This window comes from Paucibacter sp. TC2R-5, assembly GCF_025717605.1.
Classification (GTDB): Bacteria; Pseudomonadota; Gammaproteobacteria; order Burkholderiales; family Burkholderiaceae_C; genus Paucibacter_A; species Paucibacter_A albus.
Map to the genome: position 1 here is coordinate 243205 of NZ_JAJIRQ010000001.1, position 14203 is coordinate 257407.

The window sequence follows — 14203 nt, forward strand, 5'->3', positions numbered from 1 at the left end:
ATCAGGGCATGAGTGTTTTCGAAGCGATGAGCTTGGCGGCCCTGAGCCTGCTGGTGCTGGGCATGTTTTTGCTCTGGCTGCACATGCGCCGGACGGCGAGTGAGGGCAAAGCAGACGCCGAATTGCTGCCAATCCTGCAACAAGCCAACGAGCGCTTGGAACGCGAACTGCGTGACGAGTTGACGCGCAGTGCTGGTGCCACTCGCCAAGAGTTGCAGCAAAGCCTAGCGCGCTTTCAGCAAGCCCTCAGCAGCGGTCTGGCCGGCAGCAGCCAAGCGCAGACCGCGCAGGCCTTGGCCGCCCGCGAGGCGCAGGACCTGGCCGCGCAGCGCCAAACGCAAACCCTGGCCGAGAGCTTGCGGGCACTGGCCCAGACCGTCGAGCAGCGCCTGAGCCTGATCCAGCAAGACAACGAGAAAAAGCTCGAGCAGATGCGCGCCACCGTCGACGAAAAACTGCATGCGACGCTGGAGCAGCGCCTGGGCGAGAGCTTCAAGCAAGTGGCCGAGCGCCTGGAGCAGGTGCATAAAGGCCTGGGCGAGATGCAGGGCCTGGCCCGTGATGTGGGCAGCCTGAGCCGGGTGCTCAACAACGTCAAGACGCGCGGCATTTTTGGCGAGGTGCAGTTGCAGGGCTTGCTGGAGCAGGTCTTCACGCCCGAGCAGTACGCGGCCAATGTGGCGACCATCCCCGGCAGCAGCGAGCGGGTCGAGTTCGCTATTCGCTTGCCGGGTCAGCGCAGCGATGGCGTCGCCCTGTGGTTGCCGATCGACGCCAAGTTTCCGCGCGAAGACTACGAGCGTTTGCTCGACGCGCAGGAGCGCGCCGATGCCGTGGGAGTTGAGCAATCGAGCAAGGCGATAGAGACGCGGCTGCGCGCAGAGGCCAGAAGCATCCGGGACAAATACGTCGCGCCGCCGCACACCACCGACTTTGGGCTTCTGTTTGTGCCGACCGAAGGGCTTTACGCGGAGGCGCTGCGCCGGCCCGGTTTGTTGGAGGCGCTGCAGCGTGAATTCAAAGTGATGCTGGTAGGCCCGACTACTTTATTGGCCACCTTGACCAGCTTGCAGATGGGCTTTCGCACGCTGGCGCTGGAGCAGCGCTCGGCCGAGGTCTGGGAGGTGCTGGGCGCGGTCAAGACCGAGTTCGGCAAGTTCGGCGAGGTCTTGGCCAAGACCAAGAAGAAGCTTGACGAGGCCAGCAACAGCATCGACCTGGCCGAGACCCGCACGCGGGTGATGACGAGGAAGCTCAAGGATGTGGAGGCGCTGCCGGATGAGGCGGCAATGGCCCTGCTTAAATTGGCGGGCAGTCCCCTTGATGATGACGAAGCTGACGAGGCCAGGTCTTGACTCAGCCCAGCCCGGCCGCCAATTTGCGCCGCGCTTTCCCCTGGCTGATTGCGGGTCTCATTTCCTTGCATGCCTGCATGGCGGTGACGCGCGTCGCCGCCAGCCTATGGGTCTTGCATCAAGGCCATGGTGAGTGGGCGGTCGGGGTTTTGCTGAGCCTGTTCGCGGTGGCGCCGATGTTGTTGGCGATGTGGGCGGGCCGGCAAGCCGATCGGTATGGCCTGCACCGTCCCGTCGGCATCGCGGTGCTGATGGCGCTGTTTGGCGCCCTGGTGGCTCTGGCGGGGCAGGGCCTGTGGACGATAGGGCTGAGCTGCTTCCTCGCCGGCGGCGCGCTCAGCGTGGCGGCGGTGGCGATGCAGCGTGAGGCGGGCCAGATGGCCGACGAACCCTCCGAGCTCAAGCGCGTGTTCGGCTGGATGGCCTTGGGGCCGGCGATGTCGAATGCCTTGGCCCCGGTGGCGGCCGGCGTGTTGATCGACTATGTGAGCTTCCGGGCCGCTTTTGGCTTGGCTGTGCTCTTGCCGGTGCTGGCCTGGGTGTTCATCACCAAGCTGCCCCGCCACACGCCGAAAGCCCAGAGTGCGGCCAGTCGTGCCAAGCCGGCCTGGGATCTGCTGCGACAACCGGCGCTGCGCTATTTATTGCTGATGAACGTGGTGCTGGCTGCGGCCTGGGATGCGCACAGCTTTGTGGTGCCGGTGATCGGTCATGCCAAGGGGCTGAGTGCATCCAGCATTGGTTTCGTGCTGGCCTCGTTTGCGGTCGCCGCGATGGCCGTGCGCCTGGCCATCATCCGCTGGTCCAAACAGTTGGATGAAGTGAAGGCCTTGCGTGCGGCGATGCTGATGGCCGCCGCCACCTTGGCCGTCTACGCTTGGTTGCCCGGCACGCCGGGGCTGATGTTGGGTTCCGCCTTGCTGGGTCTGGCCTTGGGCTCGGTGCAACCGATGGTGATGGCCATGCTGCACCAAGTCACGCCGGCCGACCGTCACGGTCAGGCCCTGGGTCTGCGCATGGTGGCCACCAATGGCGCGACGGTGGCGATGCCGGTCGGCTTTGGCCTGCTGGCGGCCGCCAGCGTCAGCGCCGCACCCCTGTGGTTGATGGCGGGCTTGTTGCTGTTGGCGCAATGGCCTGCGGCAAGGCTAACGCGCCATCAAAACGGTGAGTCTTGAACGAGCTGTTCAGTGCGACATCAGCACCGGCACCGTCATCGAATGCAGCATCGAGCGCGTGACGCCGCCCAGTACCAGCTCCCACAGCCGGGTCTGGCCGTAGCCGCCCATCACGATCAGGTCGCTGTCACTGTCGGCCGCGTGGGATAGCAAGGCCTCGGCCACCGAGGCGTCGGGCATAAAGGAGGACATCAGGCGCTCGCCCAGCGAGGGCTCGCGTTGGTGCAGGACTTTGAGCGTGCACTCGATACCGTGCAGGCGTAGATAGGCTTGCGGGCGCAGCAGAGGCTCGGGGCCGAGTTCGGCACTTTCGGAAAAACGCACCAGCTCGATATGTTTGGCGGCTTGCAAAAATGGCAGGGCGTCGCGCAAGGCGCGGGCGCTTTCGCGTTTGTCAGTCCAGGCCACCAGCACGCGTTCGCCGCAGCGCGCCAGCGGCGTGTCATTGACATAGGGGACAAACAAAATCGGGCAGCCGCCCGAGATCAGCAAGCGGCCAATCAGGCCATCGGCCGAGCCGTCCGGCACCTGCGGGTCTTGTTGGCTCATGACCAGCAAATCGCAGTTGCGTGCAATCTGCACCATCGCCTCGGCGGAGTCGCCCATCTCGCTGCGAAAACTGATGTCGGCGCCGGCCGCTTTGACCAACTCGGCAGCACGCTGCACGCGGCGCTGATCTTCGCCCTCATGCAGGTCCAGCGCCAAGCTGGCGGCTTCGGGCGAGAGATAAGCGCCGGTATTGCTGGGTGCGACCGCATGCACCGCCGCCAAGTGCGCGCCCAAGGCCTGCGCAAAACGCTGCGCCAGCGCCACCACCTGGGCCGAGCGCGGCTTGTCATTGACATGCACCACCATGGACTTGATCTTGCTGCTCGCTGCCATCTCATCCTCCAAACATTGAACTGGGGAGGCGCTCATGCTAACGCGAGCCGACAAGGGCGGGCCGAGCTATTTGGAAACGGCCGCCAAGGCCAAGCCCAATTCACTCTCATCAAAGGGTTTGGACAAATAGCCGGCCGGCGCGGTGAGTTGGGCGCGGGCGAGGCTGTCGGCGCCGCTGAAGGCGCTCAAAAACAAGCAGGGAATGTCGAACAGGTCGCGTATGACTTGGGCGGCGCTGATGCCGTCCATGCTGCTGGCCAGGTGGACGTCCATCATGACCAAATCGGGGCGCAATTGCCCGGCCAGTTCGATCGCTTGCTCGCCGGATTTGGCATGGCCCACCGGCTCGGCCCCGAGGTCGCGCAATTGCTCGGCGATGTCCATGGCGACGATCAGTTCATCTTCCACCACCAGAACCTTGAGTTTGCTCACAAACTACTCCTGGCTAAATTGATCTCAAGTGCAGCCGGCTTCTCGGGTGCGAAATCTACCGTAAATTCCGCCGCCGGCCCAGCCCCAATCAGCAATATGCCGCCCATTTGCGTCGCCAGGCTGCCCACCAGTTGCAGACCCAGGGATTTGCCCTGACGGGCTTCAAAGTCGCTCGGCAAACCCGCGCCGTTGTCGCTGACATGCAAGCTCCACAGCGGGCTGTCGGGCTTGGGCGCCAGTTGAATGCGGATTTCACCGGCGCGGCCATCGGCAAACCCATGTTTGAGGCAATTCGAGACCAACTCCGTAAGCAGCAAACCACAGGCTGTGGCCTGGTCAAGCCCGACTTGCAGGCTTTGGGCCTGCACATGCAGTTGCAGCAAGCCGTCTTCGACTTGCAAATTCTTCAAGCTCTGGCTGGCGACTTGGCGGATATGGGTGCCCAGATCGATGGCGGCAAAGGTGCCGCTGCGATAAATGGTTTCGTGCAACAAGGACATCGAGCGTATGCGTGCCTGCATGTCTTTGAGCACGGTTTTGGTGGCCGCACTCTCGCTGCGCCGGGCTTCCATCCGCAAAAGACTGGTGATCACCTGCAGATTGTTTTTGACGCGGTGGTGAACTTCCAGCAGCAGCGCGGTTTTGTCTTGCAGCGATCGCTGCAATTGCGCTTCAATCAGCTTGAGCTGGGTAATCGAGCTGTGTGAGATCACCGCGCCGCCAGCGTCCCGACTCAGCGGCGTGACGCGCATGGCGAACCAGCGTTGTTCGGTGGGTGAGTCGCAGGGATACTCAAGATTGAAGCTGCGCTTGCTGCCGTTGAGCACGGCTGCGATGCCGGCATGGGCCTCCAAAGGGCTGCTATCCGCGGCTTGCGCAGGATCACCCGTGCCGCGGCAACTGTCCAGATAGCAGTGCCCGACGCTGCCATTTTTGGGGCCGCCATTCGCTTCGGCGAACTGCCGCCAAGGCTGATTGACCGCAATGATGATGCCCTCGCGATCCAGCACCGCAATCTCGGCGGCCACAGAATTCAACACGGCCAGATTGAATGCTTCGCTTTCTCTCAGCGCCTTTTCGGCCTTCTTCAGTTCTGAGACGTCCAGCACCAAGGCCACAAAGCCCCGCACTTCACCGTCGACCTTGTGTGCGATGTACTGAGCCCAGGTGTAGCCAATTTCACCGTTAGCGCGGGTCAGCTGCCGCTCGAATTGTTGATTCTCACCCGCTAAAACAGCGCGGATATGGGGTTCGTTGTTCCCGAATAGTTCGGGTCCAAGCAGCTCTTGCATGCTCAGCCCCAGCATTTGCTGCTGGCTGCGTTTGAACCAGGTCAGGTACTCCTTGTTGGCGAAGCTGCAGCGCAGCTCGCGGGTCCAATAGCCCAACATGCCGGGCACATGGTCGGACAGCGCTTGGGCAATTTGCTGCGCCTCTTGAAGCGCCAGCACGGCCCGTTGCTCAGCGATGAGTTGCCGGCGCAGGCGGAATATCCACAGCGCGGCGCCAATCAGCACAAGCGTCAAAGCCGCCAGCAGCCAGGCCAGCGAGGCGATGTTGATGGGCTGATCAAGACTCACTCCACCTCCGTTGCCCGCCGAAGCTCTGGGCATGTTGAGTTGCTTGGCAGTTGCTTGGCTTTTGGGGGCTCACTCTAGCATCGCGGCTGGGAGCTGGGCTTCTGAGTTTGCCGTGAATATTGCAGTTACTGTTGCTGCTGCTGCATGCGCAGGCGCCGCGCCGAATCTTCATCACGGGCGTCGTCGATTTCACGCATCACGCCGCGCAAGTCGACCGGCCGGTTCTGGTGCACGAAGCGGCCTGTCAGCCTGGCGTCGGGCGTCAGCGTGCCGCGCTCGAACAAGGCCCAGATCTCATGGCCGAAGTCGCTGTGCAGCAAGTCGGGTGCAAACTGGCCGAAGAAATTACGCAGATTCTCAACGTCACGCAAGAGCATCCGTTTAGCGTGGTTGTTACCTGCCGCGTCGACCGCTTGCGGCAGGTCGATGATGACCGGGCCGTCCGCCGCCAGCAGGATATTGAACTCCGATAAGTCGCCATGCACGATGCCGGCGCAGAGCATGCGCACCACTTCCTGCACCAGCGTGGCGTGATGCTTGAAGGCTTGCTGCGGCGTGAACTGCACATCGTTCAGGCGCGGTGCGGCCGAGCCGTCGGCGTCGGTGACCAACTCCATCAAGAGCACGCCCTCGAAGAAGTTGAAGGGCTTAGGCACCCGCACGCCGGCACCGGCCAGTCGGTAGAGGGCATCGACCTCGGCGCTTTGCCAGGCTTCTTCTTGCTTTTCGCGGCCGAACTTGCTGCCCTTGGCCATGGCGCGGGCCTCGCGGCTGTTCTTGACCTTGCGGTTCTCGGTGTAGTCGACCGCCTGGCGGAAGCTGCGCTGGGTGGCTTCCTTGTAGACCTTGGCGCAACGGGTTTCGCCGCCGCACTGGACGACGAACACTTGGGCCTCTTTGCCGCTCATCAATTGGCGCGATACGCCGTCGATCAGGCCTTCGTCAAGCAGAGATTGCAATCTTTTCGGTGTCTTCATATCTTGGCTATTGTCGGGGCGCGTGCCTGCGCTGAAAGTCAGCACGTATTCTGGCCTCAGAATGCCGGGCATCGGGGTTTCCCTTTTGCGGAGTTGGGTCTTGTATGTTGCGTTTTCCTTTTCGTTTGTCTGCAGGTGTGTTGGCGGCTGTCTTGGCCACGCAATGGCTGGCCGGTTGCGCTCAGACAAAAGCGCCGCCCATGGTTGCGGCCGAGGCCGCTGTCGCTCAAAACCCAGCTGTTTTTGTGCGCGAGCTCGGCGGCATCAGCGAATACCGCCTGCCCAATGGCCTGCAGATCCTGCTCTTTCCCGACGAAGCGCAGAGCACCACCACCGTCAACATCACCTACCGGGTGGGCAGTCGGCACGAGTCGCAGGGCGAGTACGGCATGGCGCATTTGCTCGAGCATCTGGTCTTCAAGGGCACGCCCACGCACCGCGACATCCCCGGTGCCTTTGCCGCCAAGGGCATCCGCTTCAACGGCACGACCACCAATGACCGCACCAATTACTTTGCCTCCTTCAACGCCAACCCCGACACTTTGAACTTCGCGTTAGCTCTTGAAGCCGACCGCATGGTCAACAGCTTCATCGCGCGCGCCGATCTGGACAAGGAAATGAGCGTCGTGCGCAATGAGTTCGAGCGCGGTGAGAACGAGCCAATGCAGGTGCTGTTCCAGCGCGTCCAGGCGGTGGCCTATGACTGGCACCCCTATGGCAATTCGACGATTGGCGCGCGCAGCGATATCGAGAACGTGCCAATCGAGCGGCTGCAGGCCTTTTACAAACGCCATTACCGGCCCGATAACGCGACCATTCTGGTGGCAGGGCGCTTTGATCCCGCCAGCACACTGGCCAAAATCGCCGAGCATTTTGGCCCGCTGAAGAAGCCCGAGCAGCCCTTGCTGCAGACCTACACACAAGAGCCGGCGCAGGACGGCGAGCGCACGGTGGTGGTGCGGCGCGTTGGCGGCCAGCCCGCCCTGGTCGCCTACTACCATGTGCCGGCGATTGCGCATGCCGATTCGGCGCCGCTGCTGGTGCTGAGCCTGCTGATGTCGATGCCGCCGAGCGGGCAGCTCTACAAGGAGCTGGTCGAAAGCAAGCTGGCGCTGCATGCCGGCTTGGGCGGCTTAGGCGGGCAGGCGCCCGGCGGCATCACGGCGATCGCGATTCCGCCGACGCAAGAGCAGGCCGACAAGGTCGAAAAGTTGCTGCTCGATCTGGTCGAAGGCCGCGCCGGTAAGCCCTTCACCGAGGAGGAATTGCAGCGCGTGCGCGATGTGGCGCTGAACTCTTACCGCGAGCAGATGAAGAACCCGGAAGCGCTGATTCAGCAGATCTCCGGTCTGCTGGGCGCGGGCGACTGGCGCCTCTTGTTTCAGCTGATGGAGGACTTGCCGCGCGTCACCTTGGCCGATGTGGAGCGGGTACGCAAAGCCTATTTGCAGCCGGCCAACCGCACGCTGGGGCGCTATGTGCCGGCCGATGTTGTCACGCGGGTGGAGATTCCGGCAGCGCCGCCGCTCGACCAGCGCTTGGCTGATCTGAAAGGCCCGCCCAAGGTGGAAGAGGGCGAGCGCTTTGACCCCACGCCCGCGAAGCTGCAAGAGCGCACCGTGATGAAGACGCTGCCTAGCGGCACCGTGCTGCAGACCTTGGCCAAGCAAACGCGTGGCAACAATGTGCAAATGCAAATGCAGCTGCGCTGGGGTGAACGCGAGGCCACGTTCGCGCGGCGTGGCACCGGCTGGGTGGGTGAGCTGATGATGGAAGGCAGCGCCGGTCTGAGCAAACAGGCGCTGCAAGACGCCTTGATTCGACTCAAGGCAGGCATGAGCATCAGTGGCGGCGACCAGGGTGCGACCCTGAGCATCACGGCTGAGCAGGGCAGCTTGATCGAGGTCTTGCAGCTGGCTGCTCGCTTGATGCAAGCGCCCGCATTGCCTAACGAGGCATTCGATCGCATCAAGCAAGCCGGCTTGGCCGGTTTGCAGTCATCTCGCCAGGAGCTGGAGGTTTTGCGGCGCGAGGCCGTGCGTGCGCATTACAACCGCGCCCTGGGCGTGCAGCTGGGCCACCCCGACTACCAGCTCAGCCTGGACGAGCAAATCACGCAGCTGCAAGAAACACAGCTGGCCGATGTACGCAGCTTCCACGCTGACTATTGGTCTGCCAACGAGGCGCGTGTGGCGGTGGTGGGTGCGCTGCCGGCCGGCTTAGACGCGGCCATCGAGCAGCTCTTCGGTGCTTGGAAGAAATCGGCCACCACGCGTTTTGTTCGCCACAGCCCGGCGCATATGGCCATCCCAGCCGCGCGCTTTGACGTGCTGGCGCGCGACAAGGCCAATGCCGCCCTGCGCATGCGCTTGGACTTCAAACTCAGCGAAGCGGACGCCGACTTTGTTCCCTTGAATCTGGCCGTGCAGGTGTTTGGCGCGGGTGGCATGGAAAGCCGTTTGTCGACGCGGGTGCGCCAGCAAGAGGGCTTGAGCTATGGCATCGGCGCCGGCCTGAATGCGCCGTTCTGGGGCAATGATGCGAGCCTGAGCATTGGTGGCAGCTTCGCACCGCAGAACCGCGACGCGGTGATTGCCTTGGTGCAAGACGAGCTGCGCCGCATGAACGAAACCGGCATCAGCGAGGCTGAACTGCAGCGGGCCAAGAAGGACTTGGCCGAAGCGCGGCTGCAGGCACGTGCCAGCGAGGCGCAGTTGGCCGGCACGCTGAATCTGCTGGTCGATCGAAGCAAGGACTGGGCCTATGTCGCCGCCCGCGACGCAGCCATCCAGGCGGCCACGCTGGAACAGGTCAACGCAGCTTGGCGACGCCACATCAAGGCTGAGGGCTTCGTGATCTCGACCGTGGGGGATTTCAAAGACAAGCCTTGATGGGGGCGGCTTTGAGCGCTGCGGTCCAAATAGGTACATTAAGGGCATGCACCAGTTTCGAGTCTTGGCCATTTGCAGCCTTTTGGCCATCACCGGCCCAGGTGGCGAAGTCGCAGCGCACGGGCCCGAGTCCTTGCCCTTGCCCGTGCGCTTGGGTACGCACGATCAGGCCCCTTACGGCAGCTACCAGGCAGACAAATCATTTGACGGCGTGGCCGTGCGGGTCGTGAGCTGTGTGCTCAAACGCATGGGCCGCAGCTATGCGGTGGAGGTCTATCCTTGGGCGCGGGTGCAGTTGATGGCGGAGCGTGGCGAGGTGGACGGCTTCTTCCCCGCGACCTTGCGGCCCGAGCGCTTGGTCTGGGCGCAGGCGACGGATGTGATCGCCGATCAAAAATGGGTGTGGTATTTGCCTGCCGCCAGCAAGCTTGATCCGCTATCGGCCGAATTCAAGGCGACAGCCAGAGTCGGCGCCCATCTCGGCTCCAACCGCTTGAAGATGCTCGAGGAACAGAAGTATCAAGTGGTGCTGCGCCCCGCCAGCGACGAAATGCTCTTACGTGCCTTTGTGCGCGGCGGCCGCGCCGACGCGATTCTGGGTGGCGATTTGGCCATCGCCATGGCCATGAAGGAGCAGGGTCTGGATCCCAAGTCCTTTCGCACCGTACTGGCCCAAGACAGCCCCTTGCATGCTTACTTCGGCCGCAAATTCCTGCTGAGCGAGCCCGATTTTGTCGTGCGCTTCAATGCGCATGTGCCTTTTTGTCGTTGAGTCTGCGACTGATACAAGCGCTGCGGCTGCTTGCTGATCGAATCCAGCAAGACGCGGCGCGGCGCGGATTCATTGGGTTTTGCTGGGGCGAGCATTGGGGTTCGCAGGGCTTGCCCGGCGCAGCTTGAGGGCTGGCAGCGGTTCGGGCTGCAGCGCAGCGGCCGGGTCGACCTTGAATTTATCCAGCATGGCTTTGAGGGCGCGTTGCCCCCGCAATTGCTGCAGGCCCAGCTCCAATTCGTTCAGGAGTCTCTCTGCCCCGGGCCGCCCTGGCACGATGCCGAAGGTCAAAGGAATACTCACCAAGGCCGGGGCCTGCCAAACAAGCTTGCGTGCCAACTCGCCGTTTGCATCCTGAGCCAGCTGGTGTTCGCCAGTCGCGCGTTCCAGAGCTGCATAGTCAAAGCGTTTGGCCGCCAGTTTCTTCAAATTGTGCAGGTCGCTGAGGGACGGCTCCAAGACCGCCCCGGTCGCGTGCAATTGATCGGGGTAGGTGTAGCCGCGCACGACGCCCACAGTCTGCCCCTTCAACATCTGCCAGTTGCTGATGCCTTGCACCTGCCACTGTTCGCGCCGCACGAAAAAGCCAAGATGACTGATGAACACTGGCTGTGTGGGCAAGAGGCCCAGCTCGGTCACATCGGTAGGCCAGAGCAGCATCACGCCATCCACCTGCCCCTGGGCAATTTCGCGCGAGATTCGCGCCCAGGGCACCGGCTGGACTTGAATCACATAGCCGCGTGGCTCAAGTGCCGCCCGCAACACCCATTCCATCGCGCCACCTCCCTCCAGCTTGGGCGAAGAGTAGGGCGGGTATTCGGTGGTCAAAAACCGCAGTTCCGGCGCCGCGAGCGCTGGGGCCAGCTGAGCAAAAGTACCCGCCAAAATCCAGCACAGCAGGCGCCGTGGCTGCCGCAATACTCGCATACGGCCTGTGCAATCTTGTGGCAAGTCTTCGCTCAATGGGGCACTCCTGCTCGGCCTGCGGTGGCCGGAGTTTGAGCGAATTCCTGCACAAGCTCAAGAGCAGACTTCGCTGACCTCACAAAGGTCTATTGAATCGGTCAGCACAGGCCTTGCGATGACAAGCTCAGGCCATGCCTTGATGGCGCAGCAAGGCGTCAATGTTCGGCTCGCGGCCTCGGAAGGCCTTGAAGCTTTCCATCGCGGGCCGAGAACCACCTACTTCAAGCACGTTTTGCAAATAACGCTGTCCGCAAGCGGCGTTGAAAACGCCCTCGACCTCGAACGCGCTCCAAGCATCGGCGCTCAGCAGCTCGGCCCATTTATAGCTGTAATAGCCGGCTGAATAACCGCCCGCAAAAATGTGCGAGAAGCTGTGCTGGCTGCGGTTGAAGGCGGGTGCGGCCATCACGGCCACTTCGGCGCGTACTTGGTCGAGCAGTGCTTGCACGGCGGCCTCGCTGCCCGTTTCGGCATGCAAGCGCATGTCAAAGACCGAGAACTCGATCTGGCGCAGGGTCTGCAGCCCGCTTTGGAAGTTCTTGGCCGCCGTCATCTTGTCGAACAGTTCGCGCGGCAGCGCCTCGTCGGTGTCCACATGGCTGGTCAGTTTCTGAATCACTTCCCATTCCCAGCAGAAGTTCTCCATGAACTGACTGGGTAGTTCGACGGCATCCCATTCGACGCCGGAGATGCCGGAGACGCCGAGTTCATCCACTTGCGTCAGCAGATGGTGCAGGCCATGGCCGAATTCGTGGAACAGGGTGGTGACGTCGTCATGGCTGAGCAGTGCGGGCTTGTCGGCGGTGGGCGAAGAGAAATTGCACACCAGCTGCGCCACCGGCGTTTGCTGCGCACCGTCCGGCCTCGCCCAGCGGCTGCGCACCTCGTCCATCCAGGCGCCGGGGCGCTTGCCGTTGCGGGCGTAGAGGTCGAGGTAGAACTGGCCGACAAGGGCTCCGTCTCTGACCAGTTGATAGAACTTGACCGACTCATGCCAGACCTCGGCCGGCTGCTCGCTGATCTTCACATTGAACAGGCGCTCAATGATGTCGAACAGACCGGCCAGCACGCGCGGCACGGTGAAGTACTGCCTGACTTCCTGGTCGCTGAAGGCGTAGCGCGCTTCCTTGAGCTTCTCGGACGCGTAGGCGGTGTCCCAGGGCTGCAGATCGCTTAAGTCCAGTTCCTTGGCGGCAAACTCGCGCAGCTCGGCCAGGTCTTTCTCGGCAAAGGGGCGGGCGCGGCTTGAGAGATCGCGCAGAAAGTCCAGGACCTGGGTCGGCGAGTCGGCCATCTTGGCCACCATGGCGGCCTCGGCAAAGTTCGCAAAGCCCAGCAGCGCGGCCTCTTCATGGCGCAGACGCAGTAGCTCTTCGATGATGGCGCTGTTGTCCAGCTCTGGCTTGTCGCCCAGCTCGCTGGCACGGGTCACATAGGCGCGGTACAGACGTGCGCGCAAGTCGCGCTTGCTCGCATATTGCATCACCGGCAAGTAGCAGGGGAAGTGCAGCGTTAGCTTGTGACCCTCTTTGCCCTCGGCCTTGGCGGCTTCAAGCGCGGCGCTGATGGCGTCGGCCGGCACGCCGGCCATTTCTTCGGTGCTCGCGTAATAGGCATAGCCGTCGGTCGCATCCAAGACATGCTCGGAGAACTGCTGGCCGAGTTCGGCGCTGCGCTCTTGAATCGCGGCGAAGCGGGCCTTGGCTTCGCCCTGCAACTCGGCGCCCGAAAGCACGAAGTCGCGCAGCCAGAGCTTGAGCGCTTGCTGGCGGGGCGCGCTCAAGCTTGCCGCACCCGGGGCTGCGGCGATCGCCTTGTACTTGGCGTAAAGGGCTTCGTCGGCGCCGAGTTCGGTGAAGAATTCGGTGACGGCCGGCAACGCGGCGTTATAGGCCTCGCGCAGCTCGGGCGTGTTGGCGACGGCGTTCAGGTGGCTGACCGCGCCCCATGACGCCCCGAATCGTTCGGTGGCAACGCCCAAGCTGGCCGACAGCGCGTCGTAGTCGGCCGTTGTCGCATCCGAGGTGGCCAGCGCCAGCGCCGCTCGCGATTCGCTCAGCAACTGCTCGATGGCGGGGGCAATGTGCTCGGGCTTGATGCTGGCGAAAGCGGGCAGGGCGGCGGTGGAGAGTAATGGGTTATTCATGGGGCCTCCGCAGCAAATCGCTCCGCCGACTCCATGGTGTTGACCAGCAACATCGTGATGGTCATGGGCCCAACGCCGCCGGGCACCGGGGTGATCCAGCCGGCGACTTGTTTGACGCCGTCGAAGTCCACATCGCCGCAGAGCTTGCCCTCGTCATTGCGGTTCATGCCCACATCGATCACGACCGCGCCGGGCTTGACCATCTCGGCCGTCAGCACATTGCGCTTGCCCACTGCGGCGACGACGATGTCGGCCTGCTTGGTGTGAAAGGCCAGATCGGGCGTACCGCTGTGGCAGACCGTGACGGTTGCATTGGCCTGCAAGAGCATCATCGCCATCGGCTTGCCGACGATATTGCTGCGGCCGATCACGACGGCATGCTTGCCGCGCAAATCCTTCATGCCTATGGATTCCAACATCTTCATGCAGCCGTATGGCGTGCAGGCCTTGAAGCCTTGCTCGCCTACCATCAGCGCGCCGGCGCTGGCGACGTGGAAGCCGTCCACATCTTTCTCGGGTGAGATCGCTTCGATGACCTTGTGGTCGTCGATATGTTTGGGCAGCGGCAGTTGCACCAGGATGCCGTGGATGGACGGGTCATTGTTCAAGGCTTCAACCCGGGCCAGCAAGTCGGCCTCGCTCATGCTGGCGTCGTATTTCTCCAGCACCGAGTGCAGACCCGCGTCGGCGCAAGCCTTGACCTTGTTGCGCACATAGACCTGCGAGGCCTGGTTGTCACCGACCAGCACGACGGCCAGGCCTGGTTTGACGCCCTTGGCCGTCAGCGCTGCAGCGCGCAGCGCTACTTCGGCGCGGACTTGTTGGGACAAGGCCACGCCATCGATTAGTTTTGCTGTCATGTCAGTGGTCTCCAAAGATCAGGTTCTGGCGTTGCGGTGAAGGCTCATATCGCGCAGCGATGTGATGCCGGAGCCACAGGGCCACGCCATCGATCAGTTCTGCGGTCATATTCATCTCCGAAAAAAGCAAAAGCGCGCTCTCGGCGCGCTTCTTGGGGTCAGGT

At 62.8% G+C, this 14203-nt stretch carries 11 protein-coding genes; 4 read left to right on the forward strand and 7 right to left on the reverse strand.

What is annotated here, in order from left to right:
- Positions 1-8: 8 nt before the first annotated feature.
- Positions 9-1355: a DNA recombination protein RmuC gene (locus tag LNV08_RS01045; protein WP_263531798.1), complete on the forward strand. Its 1347-nt coding sequence runs from the start codon at positions 9-11 to the stop codon at positions 1353-1355.
- Positions 1352-2533 (forward strand): MFS transporter, encoded by a 1182-nt coding sequence (locus LNV08_RS01050; protein ID WP_263531799.1) that lies wholly within the window; start codon positions 1352-1354, stop codon positions 2531-2533. Before LNV08_RS01045 ends, LNV08_RS01050 begins: the two co-directional genes overlap by 4 nt.
- Before the next feature lie 9 nt (positions 2534-2542).
- On the opposite strand, the gene LNV08_RS01055 is transcribed toward LNV08_RS01050, so the two are convergent.
- From LNV08_RS01055 to LNV08_RS01070, 4 genes are all read right to left on the reverse strand, one after another.
- Positions 2543-3415, reverse strand: coding sequence for a universal stress protein (locus tag LNV08_RS01055; RefSeq protein WP_263531800.1), 873 nt, complete (start codon positions 3413-3415; stop codon positions 2543-2545).
- 66 nt (positions 3416-3481) lie between these two features.
- On the reverse strand, positions 3482-3847 hold the full coding sequence (locus LNV08_RS01060) for a response regulator (RefSeq protein ID WP_263531801.1): 366 nt from the start codon (positions 3845-3847) through the stop codon (positions 3482-3484).
- On the reverse strand, positions 3844-5427 hold the full coding sequence (locus LNV08_RS01065; protein ID WP_263531802.1) for a sensor histidine kinase: 1584 nt from the start codon (positions 5425-5427) through the stop codon (positions 3844-3846). The genes LNV08_RS01060 and LNV08_RS01065 overlap by 4 nt, the downstream gene beginning before the upstream one ends.
- 125 nt (positions 5428-5552) lie before the next feature.
- Positions 5553-6404 carry a PA4780 family RIO1-like protein kinase gene (locus LNV08_RS01070; RefSeq protein WP_263531803.1) on the reverse strand — a complete coding sequence of 284 codons (852 nt, stop codon included), beginning with the start codon at positions 6402-6404 and terminating at the stop codon, positions 5553-5555.
- 104 nt (positions 6405-6508) lie between these two features.
- On the opposite strand from LNV08_RS01070, the gene LNV08_RS01075 reads away from it, so the two are divergent.
- Positions 6509-9295, forward strand: a complete 2787-nt coding sequence (locus LNV08_RS01075) for a M16 family metallopeptidase (RefSeq protein ID WP_263531804.1) — start codon at positions 6509-6511, stop codon at positions 9293-9295.
- Positions 9296-9341: 46 nt separating this feature from the next.
- Positions 9342-10067, forward strand: a complete 726-nt coding sequence (locus tag LNV08_RS01080; RefSeq protein WP_263531805.1) for a substrate-binding periplasmic protein — start codon at positions 9342-9344, stop codon at positions 10065-10067.
- Positions 10068-10136: 69 nt separating this feature from the next.
- On the opposite strand, the gene LNV08_RS01085 is transcribed toward LNV08_RS01080, so the two are convergent.
- From LNV08_RS01085 to folD, 3 genes are all read right to left on the reverse strand, one after another.
- A complete protein-coding gene (locus LNV08_RS01085; protein ID WP_263531806.1) occupies positions 10137-10994 on the reverse strand; it encodes a substrate-binding periplasmic protein in 858 nt (285 codons plus the stop codon).
- Positions 10995-11157: 163 nt separating this feature from the next.
- A complete protein-coding gene (locus tag LNV08_RS01090) occupies positions 11158-13179 on the reverse strand; it encodes a M3 family metallopeptidase (protein WP_263531807.1) in 2022 nt (673 codons plus the stop codon).
- Positions 13176-14039 carry a bifunctional methylenetetrahydrofolate dehydrogenase/methenyltetrahydrofolate cyclohydrolase FolD gene (folD, locus tag LNV08_RS01095; RefSeq protein WP_263531808.1) on the reverse strand — a complete coding sequence of 288 codons (864 nt, stop codon included), beginning with the start codon at positions 14037-14039 and terminating at the stop codon, positions 13176-13178. The genes LNV08_RS01090 and folD overlap by 4 nt, the downstream gene beginning before the upstream one ends.
- Between the last annotated feature and the right edge of the window lie 164 nt (positions 14040-14203).

What these genes read in the sequence shown, in the direction of transcription:
- LNV08_RS01085 (WP_263531806.1), bottom strand. Translation starts at nt 10,994, where the DNA reads ATGCGAGTATTGCGGCAGCCACGGCGCCTGCTGTGCTGGATTTTGGCG.
- folD (WP_263531808.1), bottom strand. Translation starts at nt 14,039, where the DNA reads ATGACAGCAAAACTAATCGATGGCGTGGCCTTGTCCCAACAAGTCCGC.
- LNV08_RS01080 (WP_263531805.1), top strand. Translation starts at nt 9,342, where the DNA reads ATGCACCAGTTTCGAGTCTTGGCCATTTGCAGCCTTTTGGCCATCACC.
- LNV08_RS01070 (WP_263531803.1), bottom strand. Translation starts at nt 6,404, where the DNA reads ATGAAGACACCGAAAAGATTGCAATCTCTGCTTGACGAAGGCCTGATC.
- LNV08_RS01075 (WP_263531804.1), top strand. Translation starts at nt 6,509, where the DNA reads ATGTTGCGTTTTCCTTTTCGTTTGTCTGCAGGTGTGTTGGCGGCTGTC.
- LNV08_RS01045 (WP_263531798.1), top strand. Translation starts at nt 9, where the DNA reads ATGAGTGTTTTCGAAGCGATGAGCTTGGCGGCCCTGAGCCTGCTGGTG.
- LNV08_RS01090 (WP_263531807.1), bottom strand. Translation starts at nt 13,179, where the DNA reads ATGAATAACCCATTACTCTCCACCGCCGCCCTGCCCGCTTTCGCCAGC.
- LNV08_RS01055 (WP_263531800.1), bottom strand. Translation starts at nt 3,415, where the DNA reads ATGGCAGCGAGCAGCAAGATCAAGTCCATGGTGGTGCATGTCAATGAC.